The organism is Sphingobacterium lactis (assembly GCF_051951495.1).
Classification (GTDB): domain Bacteria; phylum Bacteroidota; class Bacteroidia; order Sphingobacteriales; family Sphingobacteriaceae; genus Sphingobacterium; species Sphingobacterium lactis_A.
Genome location: NZ_JBNHAS010000001.1, coordinates 538,540 through 554,551, shown reverse-complemented (window position 1 = coordinate 554,551; position 16,012 = coordinate 538,540). Strand labels below are relative to the sequence as shown.

At 34.7% G+C, this 16,012-nt stretch carries 10 protein-coding genes; 7 read left to right on the top strand and 3 right to left on the bottom strand.

The annotated features are described in order from the left end of the window. Genes ACP6L2_RS02265 through ACP6L2_RS02240 form a run of 6 tightly spaced genes read left to right on the top strand, consistent with a single transcriptional unit; the run spans position 1 to position 9,441 of the window. Positions 1–2,109 (top strand): reverse transcriptase domain-containing protein, encoded by a 2,109-nt coding sequence (locus tag ACP6L2_RS02265; RefSeq protein WP_440507692.1) that lies wholly within the window; start codon positions 1–3, stop codon positions 2,107–2,109. Further along, positions 2,109–3,332, top strand: coding sequence for a hypothetical protein (locus ACP6L2_RS02260; protein WP_299180471.1), 1,224 nt, complete (start codon positions 2,109–2,111; stop codon positions 3,330–3,332). The genes ACP6L2_RS02265 and ACP6L2_RS02260 overlap by 1 nt, the downstream gene beginning before the upstream one ends. A gap of 22 nt (positions 3,333–3,354) precedes the next feature. Next, on the top strand, positions 3,355–4,713 hold the full coding sequence (locus ACP6L2_RS02255) for a hypothetical protein (RefSeq protein ID WP_440507691.1): 1,359 nt from the start codon (positions 3,355–3,357) through the stop codon (positions 4,711–4,713). Beyond that, complete coding sequence (locus ACP6L2_RS02250; protein ID WP_440507690.1) at positions 4,689–5,363, top strand: condensin complex protein MksE; 675 nt, start codon at positions 4,689–4,691, stop codon at positions 5,361–5,363. The genes ACP6L2_RS02255 and ACP6L2_RS02250 overlap by 25 nt, the downstream gene beginning before the upstream one ends. Next, positions 5,360–8,521: a hypothetical protein gene (locus tag ACP6L2_RS02245; RefSeq protein ID WP_440507689.1), complete on the top strand. Its 3,162-nt coding sequence runs from the start codon at positions 5,360–5,362 to the stop codon at positions 8,519–8,521. The genes ACP6L2_RS02250 and ACP6L2_RS02245 overlap by 4 nt, the downstream gene beginning before the upstream one ends. Next, a complete protein-coding gene (locus ACP6L2_RS02240) occupies positions 8,518–9,441 on the top strand; it encodes a hypothetical protein (protein ID WP_440507688.1) in 924 nt (307 codons plus the stop codon). Before ACP6L2_RS02245 ends, ACP6L2_RS02240 begins: the two co-directional genes overlap by 4 nt. A gap of 397 nt (positions 9,442–9,838) precedes the next feature. Here ACP6L2_RS02240 and ACP6L2_RS02235 read toward each other — a convergent pair whose 3' ends face one another. The 3 genes from ACP6L2_RS02235 to ACP6L2_RS02225 form a co-directional block, all read right to left on the bottom strand. Beyond that, positions 9,839–10,591, bottom strand: coding sequence for a LytR/AlgR family response regulator transcription factor (locus tag ACP6L2_RS02235; RefSeq protein ID WP_440507687.1), 753 nt, complete (start codon positions 10,589–10,591; stop codon positions 9,839–9,841). A gap of 1 nt (position 10,592) precedes the next feature. Continuing rightward, positions 10,593–12,236, bottom strand: a complete 1,644-nt coding sequence (locus ACP6L2_RS02230) for a sensor histidine kinase (protein WP_440507686.1) — start codon at positions 12,234–12,236, stop codon at positions 10,593–10,595. Between the two features lie 372 nt (positions 12,237–12,608). Further along, complete coding sequence (locus ACP6L2_RS02225) at positions 12,609–13,580, bottom strand: helix-turn-helix domain-containing protein (RefSeq protein ID WP_440507685.1); 972 nt, start codon at positions 13,578–13,580, stop codon at positions 12,609–12,611. A gap of 108 nt (positions 13,581–13,688) precedes the next feature. Here ACP6L2_RS02225 and ACP6L2_RS02220 point away from each other — a divergent pair, with 108 nt between their 5' ends. Beyond that, the gene (locus ACP6L2_RS02220) at positions 13,689–16,001 is read left to right on the top strand and encodes a TonB-dependent siderophore receptor (protein ID WP_440507684.1); all 2,313 of its coding nucleotides are present in this window, start codon (positions 13,689–13,691) and stop codon (positions 15,999–16,001) included. Positions 16,002–16,012 lie beyond the last annotated feature (11 nt).

Here is a 16,012-nt window from a genome sequence, read left to right as displayed (position 1 = left end):
ATGGAATACACTTATGAAGAGGTGTTAGAAGCATATATCAAGTTAAAAACATACATCTACTATGATTCAACTAATTTATTTATGCGGAAGCAATTGGCAATTTTTGAAACCAATCTTTCCGATAGTAATGACTTGTATGTAGTCATAGGAGAATATAATGGCTTTGCAAAAGAATACGATGTTGATATTCAGGATGATGAAGATATGGCTTTGTATGAAAGAAAGCTAAGAATATTTACAGTGGCACTGAATACCTTTCATGAGAATCCCAAATTCTTTGAACGTTATTTAGATCGTATAAAGACAAAGTTTCTTCCAAAAAAAATTATCGGCACTAGATCAGACTCTCAAATTATCACCAATAAGCGCACTAGTAGCAATTATGATATTGAAAGGTCAACTGTATTTATAGATGCGCCGATAGAAATTCATCTAATCTCTGTTTTGTGGATATTAAGAGAAGGAGTAAAACTTGACAGGACATTATTTGATAACTGTTTTGGTAACAGATTAATTTTGAATAAAGAAGAAGATAAGGTAGTTCAAGGATCTGGGTTATTTAAACCCTATCCAAAACAATATCAAAAATGGAGAGATGAGTCGGTAAAGGTTGCACGTGAACATTTAGATAAAAATAAAGATGTCCTGATTCTCAATTTGGATATAAAAGATTTTTTCTACTCTGTAAGATTAGACCCAAAAACTATACAATCTCCATATTCTAATGTTAGGCACAAGAATATGCTACAATCAAAGAACAATCTCTATGTTGTATTTGAAGAAATACATAAAATCTTCACTAAAAAACTATCGAGTTATAATACACCTTATGATTTTGTTTCTGAAGTATCTAATAAGCAAAAAGAATTAATCCATTACATATTGCCCATAGGGCTTCTATCTTCTTTCATTCTTGCTAATCATTATCTAAAAGATTTTGATAGCAGAGTTTTGCAACATGCAAGACCTCTGTATTATGGCCGATATGTAGATGACATATTAATGGTAATAGCAAATCCGGTTTTACCTGAAAAATATGAAGATGATTCTATCCCAAAACTAAATTTCAACTTTGAGCAATATCGTGATTGGGTAAATAATGAAAAGCCGAGATTTAACAATAAAGATCAAATATTGTTTGGAGAAGACGAAGTTTTAACTACATCTGATTTTAAAAAGAATCTAACTGATATAGAGCAGTTTGTTTTATTGAATTTCCACCCTATTATTTCGGTGATTGATAAGCCCGCAATATTGGGCATAGATAACTCTAAAAAAGAAACGGAAAAGGTTTTCAAGCTAAATAGCTTCCCCAGGTTATATTGTCAAAGTGACAAAACATTACTTTACTATTTTGATAAGGATGAATCGTCGTTGGTCATAGATAAGCTGAAAAGAGACCTTGAAGAAAAATCAAGCGAATTTAGAAACTATAATGACGAAGAAGATTTGGAAGATTTTGAAGAAAGTGCATATCACTTACTGTATGATGGCACTGAAGGCAAAGTACGAACGCTTAAAGATTATAAAGAAGATAAATTTGGTTTATCTGTTTTTCTTTCAAAAAGAATATTTAATTCACTTCGAAGAGCAGACAAAATTTCAGAAGATGAAGCAAGCAAAATAGTCAAATTCTTTCAAGGTGAAAATACGCTTAATCTTTATACATTATGGGAACGGGTTTTTGTGTTTCTGCTAGTAAATAAGAGACCTGAAGCATATGTTCAATTTTATTTAAATTGTTGTGAAGCAATTAAGAGAATACGCTGTAAAGGTAGTCTATCGACTATCTCAAATGAAAACTATCAAGCAAATGTATTAGAACATCTCGACAATGCTAATGAATTGGCATTATCACTTCACCCCAAATTTTTATCAGAAGTTCAAAGAGTGAAAAGGACGTATCAGTTCTCTTTCAATGTCTTAAAGAATGATTTGTCTTTTTACCAAGCCAAATATAGTCCGACAGATGAAGAGTCTTATTTCATTACCAGATACAGACAATCCAATCTAATAAGACATCACTACGTATCACAGCCACTATTGTCCTATACAACTGTTAGAAAAAGAGACTATCAAAATTATACTAACCTAAAAATCCCTTTCTGATGTACAGAATAAATGATAATAAAATAAAACACTCTCCGAGAGCATTAAAATTTTGGGAATGCTGTCTTGCCGTATTCTATGAGAATTTAAGTTCATTTAAAAATGGACAGACAACAACGGAACAAGAAACAGTTGTAAACATAAATGAGTTAATTGAAGATAAAGACCATTCGTCCATTTATTTAGACAAAGCTTATGATTATTATCTACGAGCGAATAAATATCATTGGTCAAGTTATGAAGTAGAAGACAAAGAAGAATATAAAAAGAAACTGTTTCAAAGAAAAGTACGGCCATTCAAAGGGAAAAACAAATTATCGTTTGTCCTCAAACAACAAATTAGTGTTAATGATAGTGAGTGTATTAGTTGGCCAACAATAGCTATTGCTAATACTAAAGTTTCTGAATCTAATATGGTTCAGGGCTTAAGAAATACTCCAAATCTTGAGGGAAAAAGATTTGATACTTTATACAAAATTTTCAAGCAAACTAAAGAAGAAAAGGCAGATATTCTTTTATTCCCTGAGTGTTTTGTTCCCATAGAATTACTGGATCGTATTACTTGGTATGCTGCCAATGAACAGAAACTGGTGATAACAGGCTTGGAGCATGTAACTATAGACAATGTTTCTTTTAATTTCATTGTAACTATTCTTCCATTTGTAAAGGGTGGCATTAAAGATGCAGTGGTTGTATACCGATTGAAAAATCATTATACTCATGGTGAAAAGTTAATGATTCATACCAATCATTTTAAAGTTCCTAAACCGACTCAATACATATATGATCTTTTTATCTGGAAAGGTATTTACTTTAGTCCATATTATTGTTTTGAACTGGCAGATGTAAAGCATAGGAGTATTTTTAAGGGCAAAGTTGATTTGCTGATTGCTTCTGAATACAATCGAGATACCAACTACTTCTCCAATATTGTAGAATCTATTTCAAGAGATCTTCATGTATATTTTGCTCAGGTAAATACTAGCCAATTTGGCGATTCTAGGATTACACAGCCTTCTAGAACTGAAATCAAAGATATTTTGAAACTAAAGGGTGGAGAAAATGATACCATCTTAGTCGGGAAAATTGATTTAGGGAAACTAAGGGAATTCCAACGCCAATTATATATCAGTACTAAAGATGACAAATCTTTTAAGCCCCTTCCTCCCGATTTTAAACTACAAGATGTACTTAAAAGAATAAATAATAGTTCTGTTTTGTAAAAAGAGAATAGTGATTAATATTTTGAAAGAGAAGCAACTATACACCAAATACGACCTTCTTCTTCCTTCAAAATTTGACGGAGGTTATTTGGTTATTGCTCTTTATGAAAAAATCAAAAACCGTGAAATCGAAGAATACTTCACACAAAAGGAGATCAACGAAATTTTATCGGATATAAAAACTGAATTCCATTTGGATTCGATTCGTCCATGGAATAACATTAAAGACAATCTTTTCCATTATTTCCTACGAAGCCATCCCGATGAACCGTGGAAATATTACCTGACAGACTATGCTAAAAATGTGGTGGATTTAATGGTAAGCAAATTAGAAAATCCATATAAGAACCACCCGTTAAAAAAAAGTGTTCAGGACTCATTTACCATACGGCATGGTGAAATCAATACTATTGAAGAGCTTGAAAGAAAATTCGGGAGAATATTTATACAAGGCTCAAAGAAAATCATTACGGATCATTTAGAGGCATTGGAAGATGAATTGCGTGAGGCATATAAAGAATTAAATGATATTCTCCGAAAAGAAGACGATCACAGTGCAACTTCTTTAGTACGAGAGTTTACTGTTGTTTTTAGAAAGTTCGGAGAAAGAGCAGAAGATATTACGGAAGCCATTATTTCCAAAGACCAATTTCTTGGTAATTTAGTAAATGTTGTCGATCATTTTTATAGAAAAATGGAAGACGATGGGAAATTTGACACAGTCAATGTACAGAAAAGTAAAAGTGATTGGGAAAAAGCACAGGAAATATATACAGATATCAGGGAATTTTTCACCTCGGTTGATAGCAAAGTTTACATTATCCGTAGGCAAATCAACCACGCCAGTGAGAAATTGACGGAGTTACAGGAACAATTTTCTTCCAGAGCCTTCTTTAGACTGCAAATAAAAAAATTGCACAGGACAGTGTTGGAAAGTTCGCAATACACTCCTGATGGGGTAAGGTTTAGTAACAATTTCCCACTAAAGCAAATGGTATATCAACCTGTCAGGATACTATATCCAAGGTATTACGAGTTTGAACCTCCAAAACCCAATATCATCGTAAACATTGAGATTGATGAAACTTACGAACAAAATGAAAAGCAGAAAATAGCAAAAGAAATTAACCGCCAGCAAATCATCAATCAATGGGTCGATAGAGCCAAAGATATTCTGGAAAGCAAAGGGCAATTGTCTATAGATGAATTGATGAATAGTATCATGGATGAAGAAAAGGATCTGTCAATTGCTTATCAGGTAGCATCTCGTATGACAGCTTATACTTCAGAGAATATCGATGTATTTATCGATGTAGAACAAAAAATCATTTCCTTGTCACAACATAACCTATCCCTATGGAAAACGAAAATTATGAAATAAGCGATTATTCTTTTCTCACAGAGGAGAGTGTTGAAAAGCATTTTGCAGACATCAATATTCTGTTGTTGTCTGGCAAACATATCGACCACAAGTATTATGCAGAGTATACCGTATTGGAAAGCTATGAATCGCAGTGGAGAAATTTTTATAGTAACTTATACAGGCTTAATCTCGTTGCCGATATGTTTGATGGAAGTCGGTATTATTATCTCGACTTCACGGAAAACGGGAAAGGAAAACTAAGCGATTCAAGCCGTAATAAAGAGCTTACTGAATTACAGACACTGGTTGGACTAACACTTTTGGACATGTATTACCAAAAGTATTTTGACGAAGAAAAAATCATTCACTGGAACGACATCAAAACACAAATATTGGAAAGTGACCACCAAGAAGCATATAAACGAATTTTATTCGATGATATCAGGGAGTCCTATGATGAAAAGGCCTGGAATGAAGTACATACAAAATTTAGTAAAACTATAGATAATTTTGACCGTTTAGGTTGGGTAGAAAAACAATCGGGAAGAAATGAAGAATTGGTCTTTGAAATAAGACCGGCTATCCACCGTTTATCCAAGCTGTATCAGGATGAGCTTCAAAATTTTGATGCATTTAGTCAGCAACTTAAAAAGGATGAAATGTTATGAGTTTCCCAAGAATTTACTCCTTATCGACTGTAGGTATTCTGAAGCACTATATACACGATTACCTTTTTCATCCCACAAGAACCGATTTTATTGGATCCAATGGAGTTGGGAAATCCATTATTGCAGATTTGCTACAAATGATCTTTGTATATGACAAGGATTTAATAAAATTTGGAACAGATGGTGTGAAAAAAGAAGAGCGACAAATCAATACCCTTCCCTATAAAACAAAATGTGCCTATTGTTTCTTAAATATTGAAGTTGCTACTGCTAAGTTTATCAGTATCGGAATCCAGCTGAACAGTCAGAAAGGCAAACGTATTATTCCATTTATCGTAGCCAAACAGGCAGAAATAACTAAACACATAAATGAACTGAGTTTGGAAAAGGAAGAATTAATCTTCTCCAAAGATCTGTTAAAAGAAAAAGAGTCGGGAGAAAAAGAAATAGTGGATATACAGGATCTGGCAACATTTCTTCACGAAAAGAAAGGGCTTCGACTGAGTTTTTTCAGTAATAACGAGGGAGTCAATACTTATTATAAATTCCTTTATGATAAAAATATACTGCCTCTTAATCTCAGCCAAGACAAGAATTTAAAGGCTTTTGCAAAGGTGATACAGTCCTTTTCCAAAGCCAAAACACTGAATTTGAGTGGCAATCAAGCTTCCAGAAATTTGAAGGAATTTCTCTTTGAAGAATCAGATGAAGATATTCTTGTCAACTTTCAAAAAGAGCAATCCGAACTCGAAAAGATATTGAGAGAGTATGAAAGCCTAAATAAGGACATTCAAAACCTATCCAACAAGCAAAAAAGATTAATCAGCTTGCGGAAGCTGGAACAGTCTCATAAAGCAAAATTCAAATCGCTTAAAGAGGCGGAATTACAAAACACGTATATAGACCTAAAGCAGTTACAGCAAGGGGAAACAGAGGGAAAGACACTGATAGCAAATCAACAAATTAAACTTGATGAACTTACAAAAGCTATCGAGAGTCTTCCAGCGGAAGAAGAAGCGATAAAACGAGGCTACGAGGAAGCAGATGCTAATGTTAATATGTTCAACCGCTATCAAGACTTATCAAACAGCATAGAAAAGCTAGGTGAAGATATCAACGAGCTTAAAATGTTTATACTTCCCGAAGTAGATGACAGTTGGAAAAATGGGATACAAAGAATTGACATTTCAAACAGGAATAATCAGGATATAAAAAGAGAAATTGCTTTTGCAAAACCTTATCTGGAGAAGTATAAAACACTTGAAAGTGTTGTCAAAGTCCGAAAAGAGCAATCGGAGATTTTGGATGAATTGAAATCATCCTTGAAAAAGGAAAAAGCAACAAAAGAAAAACTGTTATCATTATTACAGGACAATGATGCAAATGGCCTCTTACATTGGTATATCAAGAATTTGCCAAAGTTAGATGACGAGCAATTACAAGTTTTTTTTCGTTACGCAACCACACCTATTTTTGAAATTGCTAATCCTGACAATTCATCTCAATATATCAATCCTGATGAATTGATTGATGGTTTTAATGTTAACTCATCCAAAGAAGGTCTTTGGCTAAAGTTGGGTGCATTGCACCAGTTCATCCAATTCAACCCTGATGCAACTCTGTTGGGAGACAGAGCGAATCTGGAGCAATCTGTGAATCAATTAATTCAAAAATTGAACACAGAAATCACTACGATAGATAGTAAACTGGAAGCATTAGCAAGTATTGCAGATGCAAAACCTTACGATATCAATCTTTTTGACTATCCTTTTGATATAGCTATTGTTGAAAATAGCGATATTGAAGAACTAAAAAGTGCGGTAGCCTGTATCTTACAAATTGACGAAAAGGTTGCTCAATTGCAATCACAAAAGAAAAGAGAGGAAGAAGAATTATTGGCAATTAAAAACCGATTTAAGGTTGAATATGACGAACCGGAAGTCGTAAGAAAGGAATTGTTGAGGCTTCGCAAAGAGTGGAGTAATAAGAAAGATAAGTTTTATGAACAAAAAGGAACCAAACAGAGCAGGTTCAAATCACTGGAAAGCGATATACAGCGTGATAAACAGGATTTGCAAAACATTATTGGCAATCTCATAAAAAAGCAAACGGAATTTGATAGGCTCAATAGTGCCTATTACAAGAGTTACCAAGAGAATATAACAGACTTTCCTTTAGCCCCCGAAAAAGTTGAAGAATTGGAGGATGCCTACAATAAGTTATGGGAAGAATATAAAACAGTATTTATTGGTATTTCTAATTCATTCGAAGAAACAAGTAACGAAAAAAATCCGACGGTACAATTAGCAATAAAAGATCAGAGTTTTTCATTCAGGGCTTTAGAAGAAGCACTATTGGGCAATAAAATAAAATCTACTGATGATATCACTACTGCGTTAGATGAAGCTAATCAAACCCGAACAACCATAGCCAATGGTATCAGGGATAATATGATTAAGATATTCAGTAAAACTACTGAGCGATACGAGAAGTATGCTGACCAGGTAAAAAGAATAAACGCATTCTTTGTTGATCGAAAGATTAGTAATAAGTTTTATTTCAAACTTGAATTTGATAGTAATAAAGAAATAAAGATTGATTATATCAAGCAGATAGCTTACGAGGTTCGTAATACAGCGACAAAAGGAGAATTACAGTTTGGACAATCTATAGTAGATTTCATTGAAGATTTTTTCAGGAAACAAGCAAAAATCAAAAACAAAGTTCCGATTGATAAATTACTAAACCCCAAAACATACTTTGAACTGTCAGCTAAGCTCACAGATCAGTTTGGAACGGAAGTTCCCGGTAGTACTGGAGAGACCTATTCCGCTATTGCACTTTTGGGTATTGCAAGATTGTCTGCTGTACAAAAAGAAAAACGAAATGGTTTAAGATTTATCATTTTGGAAGAATTAGGAAGTTTGGATAATACCAATTTTAATACCTTTCCTGCTATCGCAGAGGAATTCCAATATCAGATTATAACAATGGCACCACATACATTCAATATCGGTTTGTCTGATGAATGGTATGCCCATCATTTGATTAAAGGAAAAGAGGATGACAATATCAACTATTGCCCCTCGGCTTCCTATTTTAAAACAAAGGACAGCAACGAAGATTTGGATATCTATATAAACCGAATAGAAAAATGAATTGGATTGAGTTAAGGGCTTTAAATAATCTATATAAAAATGGGGAGGTTAAGTTGAATGATACCTTGGCAAAAAGTGGTGAAATCAATTACCTCACCAACTCCCTTAGGATAATTGATAGGTCATATAATAAGCTCTATTCTTTAGACGGGTATACTGAGATATATGAAAAAGAGTATTTAGAAAAATATAATTGCTATGAGAATTTCTTACTGGAAAATGGGCTGTTAAGGCATCAAATTCGTTTTGAAGAAAATGATATCAAAACTTTGATGAACATCCAATGTTGGAAAAAAGAAGGCACCTTGGAAGAATTACGGAAACAGATTATTGCTTCCGATGAGTCTTTACGGGGAATCTCCTTGATGTTCTTCAAAAATGATAAATATCTGGATAATAAATCCTCTTTGGTTGATGCATTAAAAAAGATATTGGAAGTCGAGCATTTTTCAAATGATAGAGATCAACAATACATTTACAAATTGGAGTGTCATAATCCCAAAGTCATTGTTTTATGTGAAAACCTTGATTTTCTTACCAAACCCAATAAGCCTCGCCAACACGGTATAGAACTTTGGTACGCCGGGGGGAAAAATGTAAGTAAACTTGATTATGCGGATACAAGGGGCTTGCCAATCTACTATTCTTGTGATTGGGATTTTGACGGTTTATTCATCATTTATCCCTTAGTAAAAAAGAAAATACCATCTATTCAACTGCTTACACCCAATGGATCTCCTAGAGGAATTGAAGAAACTGAGCATAATAGTAGATGGGGAAATGGCAAGGATCGAAATATAGATTGTATATTAACAAATCAACAACAACATATCGTAAGAGGACTGATTTATAATAATCAATGGATTATTGAAGAGTCGAATGATTTATTGAATATGTTGGAAATTCTTTCGAATAAATAAGATTTATGCTGTTTATCTTTTGAGCTTATTTTTTAAGCTATTTTGAATGTCTTGTATCTTGGTGTCTTTTTGGTACGGACTGTCTTTAAGTTGATTTAATCGTCTTAAATCTTCCAGAAAGGAGTTCGAGTTCTGTACCAACGGGTTCACAAAAAAAGCCTCAATCTAAGATTGAGGCTTTTTTTGTATCCACTGGGTTCGAACGTTGCAAAGCCGGTTCGACCCGTTAGGGGCCTCAGGGTAAGCGTGCGAGACAAGAGCGGCTGAGGCAACTTCCTCGTTCAAGGTCGAGTTCGGGGAATGCGGGGCTGAACAAATCCCAGCGGGATCATTTCTTTTAGCAGCTCAATAAACATAAGTTGTTGTGTTAGACAGCTCAGCTTTATTTTAACCTCCCTTAATTAGCCTGTTGCATGGCTTGCTTAACAGCGTCCTTATTGGGCTTTGAAACTGGTATTTTTTCGCCAGATAACAAAAGCAAAACACCTCCGTCTTCTTTTAGCCAGCTTTTTACATAATCTGGATTTACCAAATGACTTTGATGGCACCTTAAAAAGCCGTTCGGGCGAAGTAAATCTGCATATTCTTTGAGGGATTTAGAAACCAATATTTTTTCACCGTTTGATAGGAAAAAGTGTGTGTACGAATTGTCTGCCTCACAACGTATGATTTCTGACAAATTAACATACCTTATTTCACCTTGCATCTGCAGGGCAATCTTGTTCACTTTTGTTTCTGACTTTTTGAGTTGTTGAAGTAAAAAATCCAGCTGCGAAGTTTGTATCTGTGTTGATAGTTTATGTTCGGCTTTATTTAACGCTAGCATCAGTTCTTCAATATCGATTGGTTTAAGCAGATAGTCCAGGGCGGCGAACTTTACTGCTTGTATACCATAGTGGTCGAATGCTGTAACAAAGATCACCTCAAAATTACGGCTAGGCAGTTGTTTTAGTACCTCAAAACCTGTTTTATTACCCATTTGAATATCTAGGAACAATAAATTAGGCGAATGTTTTACAACAGCTTCCACCGCATCGTCTACATTTAGTGCTGTTGCTATTATAGTCACTTGAGGACAATGCTTTTCCAGTAAAGTCCGTAGGTTTTCTAAGTTGAATATTTCATCATCTATTAAAATTGCTCTTACCATATTATAGCCAATCCGTTAAAGTCAATTTTACTTTAGTACCATTCGTACTTGATTGAATAGCTAAAATAAAGCGATTTTCTTTATAAACACTATTTAAGAGAGCTATTCGACTATTACTTAATTGAAGACCTAAACCAGGATAATGTTTATTTGCATCAAACCCACTTCCATTATCTTCGATAGTTAATATCAAATCTTTCGCTTGCTTGATAAATTCAATCTTGATTTTTCCGGCATTAGCTCTTTGAGAAACACTGTGTTTCACCCCATTTTCTACAAAAGGTTGTACCATCATACTTGGTATCTCGATGTTATCCAAATCCAAGTCTTGGACATAATTGATTTCGTATTGAAAGCCAAACCGCAATTGCTCCATTTGAAGGTAATCGTCCAATAAGTTTTTTTCTTGTGACAAACTGATCAATTCTTTATCATCAAGAATATTGCGCGTTAATCGAGCAAATTTAGAAAGGTATCTATTTGCATTATCTACCTCGTTCTTATTCATCAGATTTTGGATACCTGTAAGCGAGTTAAATAAAAAATGAGGATTTAACTGGGAGCGAATGGAGTTAAGCTGAAGCTTTGCTGTGTTTTTTTGATGCTCTTGTTCTGCTAGCCTTTTCTTATTCCTTTGTCTGACAAAGTAAAGGATAAAATAAAAGATCGATCCAATAAAAAGTATTAAGATTAACGCATATATAATAGCTTCTTTTTTGGTATAACTTTCTTGATCTAAAGCAATAGCGAGCGTATATCTGGCTGTATATTTTTCTAATTCGTGTTCTGAAATTGTATTATCTGTAACACCACCAAGGAACTTATCCCATTTAATCATTGGCTTTATAATAATCTCATAATCGCCCGATTTTTTGAAAATGCTCCTATCAATCTTGACATATGGCAAATACTTATTACCCTCCTCATTAAGGTAGCCACCATATAGCCAAGAATTGGATTCATAGATTATCTTATCTGTTTTCTTGTCTTTAATAGATGTTGAGTAAATATAGTCAATATAGGTTCTATCTTTTACAATAGTCAGTTCATCATCTTTTTCAGTAAAAGTAAGATCTACTATTTGTTTTGGTTGTATTTTACGATCGTAGTCCACGCCTTTTTCAGTTACGAAGCGCTTTGCTAAGATTTCGATTTTTGGTCTCGGAATAGGCTTGCCGAAAAACACATTTTTGTAAACATCTTGCGGTCTTTCGATGTCATAGGTTAATATCGTCAGGGTTTTATCTTTTAAAGTGAAGAATGCCAGTTCTGTCGAATCGAGCAGCTCGTCATTCCAATTCATATCTTTTCTGATCACTTCTTTCAGGTCCTTACTATTGATCGGTTTATTTAGCGCCATCGGTTTATCATCAACCAAAATAGTGTACCGAAAGTTCTCCGGTTTATCTATCTTTTGAAAATACATTTGCACACTAACTTGGTTGACCTTCGGCAAATAATTAAAAGAAGTATTAGGTTGATTGGGAAATATAATTCCAGAATACACATTGTGCGCTCCACTATCCACATGCATGGTTAATCTTCCTCCTGCACCATAAGAGACATATTTATTGATGCCTTTTTGCGCATACACTGTCGATACCGTGATAATAAAGCTAAGAATTGTAAAGAGGAGTCTTGTCATGGAATTGAGTTTAATTTTCATCAAACTTGCTACAATAATAGTAATACTAAAACCATAAAACAGTAACGACTGTATTTGCATTAGTAAATGTACCATTTTGCATAGTATTTGAAATGCAGACAGTCATAATTAGCTCAACTGTTTCTGATCTTCCCCAAAAAGAGTTCTAGATTTGTATCCACTAGATATGAACGTGGCAAAGCCGATTCGACTCATTCGAACCCTCATAAAGATAGTACTATTGAATTAAAATCACCTCTAGATACAAATCGGCAAAAGCTAAAAAAAACATTAGACGATCTCACTCAAGAAAAACATTTTCATCACGAATCCATCCAACGCCCTATCAGAACATGTCCGTCTCTGAAACTGCTAACTACTTTTTTGCTTAACCTCTTTAGGAGTATATCCAAAATACTTACTGAAAGCAACGGAAAAATGTTGGGGATAACTGTAGCCCATCAATTGCGCGATCTCATTAATAGAATAGCCCTGCTCTTTAATTAGCTTCTTCGCACTTTCCATTTGCACCTTCTTGATATACTGGGCAACACTGCAATTATAGTACTTTTGAAAACCACGATTTATAACCTTCTGAGATAAACCGAAATGATCCACAATTTCCTGAACAGAAATTAATCGAATACCTTCCTGCGAAATCCATTCAGAAATCTGCAAAACTTTCTCATTCTCTGCCAAAGAAAGGTCTGATTGCCCCTTCCCTTCTTGCATGGCCAATTTTGAAAATGTTAAAACCAATAATTCCTGTATCTTCAACCTATTATACGTAGCCTGTAGATTGGGTGGAAGGCCGCTTTCCAAAATCTGATGAATAACTGTAAGCATCTCCATTGTAATCCTTGGCGATTGATCAAAAAGCTTACAAGCGTTGTTATCCAATAGCTGCTTCAAAAATACCGACGACTCAGGAATAAGTGTAGATACTTCGCGTTCAAATAACTCCTTATCGAACATAATGTCAACACATATTCGTGACTTACGATAATGCAATGCACCATGAACCTTTGGAAGAAAAAATAAATTAAAGTGCTGTTCAGGAATTTCAATATCCAAATCAGAAGAACAAAAAGAAGAATAACCCTCTAACTCAAATTGCATCTTAAATACTCCATCCGCCAAAAAGATTGGAACAGTAACTGGACTTTCAATTGTGGATTCTGAATAAATTACAATGAAAAAGTCATCCACAATAAATTTCTCTCGAACTGGTATGTTGTAAAATGATGTTTTAAAAAACAGCTCTCTATACCCCTCCTTCTCCAAGGAGATATTACGCTTATTACGGTTAAACTTTAGTTGAAAGCGCTCTTTAAGTGATTTCATATAATAATTAGCGATGGCAAAAACTCGTACTTTTTACGTCTTAAAATCGTAAAAATCATGCGAAAATTACAAATATTTTTGTCCAAATTAGAATTAATCTTAATAAAGATGAAAAAATACATATATGCTTTTTGCATAATCTCTTGCTTATGCGTTGAGCTGCTTATAGCTCAAACAAAATCTACTACCATTCGATTATTAAATTTCAACTATCAGCCTATCGAAGCTGTAAAAGTAAAAATCCTTGAAACTGCTGAGGAATTTATATCAGACAAACAGGGAAAGGTTGTCTTAGACTTAAGCCCTAATAAGATTTACACGTTCCAAATCGAATATCAAGGAGAACAATACCAAGAACAAATCAAGAATGCAGAACGGAATCTATATACCTTCTACATTGGAACAAAACAAAACCAGATTGATGAGGTCGTCGTATCTGCTGCTAGAAAATTCGCTGAAAAGAAAACAGAAACAGTCGGTAAAATGCCGCAGGAAAACCTCGAAAGTTCGCAATCTTACAATATAATACCCCAAGAACTATTGAAGGAACGATCAGTAACAGACATGAAGTCAGCACTACTTGCCGCCCCAGGAATTGCTAATATAACAAACGGATTAGGCGCAGGAGGATTTACAGTCATCGCAAAAATGCGCGGCTTTTCCACAGGATCTGGATCACTGAAAAACGGTTACAGAACTTCACAAACGACTATGTCAGATCTTGCAAATATCGAAGCAATCGAAATAATTAAAGGACCTGCAGGAACACTCTACGGTACATCCAACGAAATATCATATGGGGGTATCATAAATATTGTTACCAAAAAACCAAAACCATACAGCTTTGGAGAAGCAAGTTACAGTTATGGCGCTTATGATCTTAGCCGTCTTACTCTTGATTTCAATACCCCAATCAATGAAAGCAAAACCGTATTATTCCGATTTAATACAGCTCTGCAACGAGGACGAACCTTCCAAGACTTCGGAAAAGACAATACCCTATTTTTTGCACCTGCATTTCGATTTTTAGTCAATGATAGATTAACATTGAACATTGAAGCGGAATACTCGAAAGCTGAGAAAAATATGATCGCCGTAGGTTACCTCCCGAAAGGATTTAATGATTTCTCGGCATTCGATTGGAATGTAAAACAATCGTTTTCCTCGAATGATTTAACCATGAAATCGGATGTACTAAATGTCATGACAAGTGCCGACTATCGCATTTCTAATCGATGGACGTCAAAAACGATCTTCTCATCTGCTAATACAAATAACAATTCAAACTATCTCTTCGCAGTACCCCTTACCCGAGACACAGTAGGTAGACGAATCATGCGAATTCCAAGTGAGTTCATCACAACAAGTATTCAGCAGAATTTCGTAGGCATATACGGAAATGAAAAATGGACAAACAAACTCTTAATTGGAATAGATTATAACGACGACAAATACTATACTCAACGTAAGATGCTAAACTATTATGACAAAGTAAATCGCTTTCAAAATGTGCCAGCAATAAATATGGCAAAAGTAGATCAACTATTTGCCAATGCACAAGAAAGTGCCATCAACACGCTGAACCGAACAATGGGTATTTATCTATCAGATGTTTTTAGCCTCAACAGCCGTCTACACATTAATGCCGGGCTACGCTTAGATCGCTATAAAGACCTTGTAACCGACTTCGAAGAAACCTATTTCTCCCCAAAATTTGGTGCAGTTTATGAAGTTATTGACAATCAGATCTCCTTATTCGGAAATTATACCAATGGATTTACAAACGGAAGAATGGTTCTGGAAAATGTACAGTTTAATGCAGCTACCATTAAACCACAAGAAGCTGCTCAGTATGAATTTGGTGTAAAGTATGAACTATTCGACAAAAAACTACATGGAAATGCTTCATATTATAACATCGATGTAACTAATGTACCTTTTACCATTCTTGAAGAATCTGGAAAATCTTCAACTGTACAAAACGGACGTCAAAGAAGCCGTGGATTTGAATTTGACTTGACAACCAATCCCTTTCCTGGAATGCATCTCATCATAGGATATGGCTATAACGATTCTCGATTCACTAAGGGAGATGAGAAAACATTAGGAAAAAAACCGCAAGGAACGCCTTATCATGTCGGAAACTTCTGGGCGAGCTATAGCCTACTCGAAGGAAAACTTCAAGGTCTTGGTTTAGGATTTGGAGGAAACTATTCCGACGATTTCTATGGCGATGATTATAATACTTTCAAAATGCCTGGTTACTTCCTATTGGATGCCAGTGTTTTCTATGAACGTGATCGCTTTAGAGTAAGCGTCAAAGGGAATAACCTAACAAATGAACACTATATGACGACCAACTTCTGGCTGTACGCACAGCCAACAAGAACGATTCTTGGAACGATATCTTATAGATTCTAACAAAACTATTA

Coding starts and splice junctions, on each gene's coding strand:
- ACP6L2_RS02260 (WP_299180471.1), top strand. CDS start 2,109: ATGTACAGAATAAATGATAATAAAATAAAACACTCTCCGAGAGCATTA.
- ACP6L2_RS02265 (WP_440507692.1), top strand. CDS start 1: ATGGAATACACTTATGAAGAGGTGTTAGAAGCATATATCAAGTTAAAA.
- ACP6L2_RS02235 (WP_440507687.1), bottom strand. CDS start 10,591: ATGGTAAGAGCAATTTTAATAGATGATGAAATATTCAACTTAGAAAAC.
- ACP6L2_RS02225 (WP_440507685.1), bottom strand. CDS start 13,580: ATGAAATCACTTAAAGAGCGCTTTCAACTAAAGTTTAACCGTAATAAG.
- ACP6L2_RS02245 (WP_440507689.1), top strand. CDS start 5,360: ATGAGTTTCCCAAGAATTTACTCCTTATCGACTGTAGGTATTCTGAAG.
- ACP6L2_RS02220 (WP_440507684.1), top strand. CDS start 13,689: ATGAAAAAATACATATATGCTTTTTGCATAATCTCTTGCTTATGCGTT.
- ACP6L2_RS02250 (WP_440507690.1), top strand. CDS start 4,689: ATGGAAAACGAAAATTATGAAATAAGCGATTATTCTTTTCTCACAGAG.
- ACP6L2_RS02240 (WP_440507688.1), top strand. CDS start 8,518: ATGAATTGGATTGAGTTAAGGGCTTTAAATAATCTATATAAAAATGGG.
- ACP6L2_RS02230 (WP_440507686.1), bottom strand. CDS start 12,236: ATGACAAGACTCCTCTTTACAATTCTTAGCTTTATTATCACGGTATCG.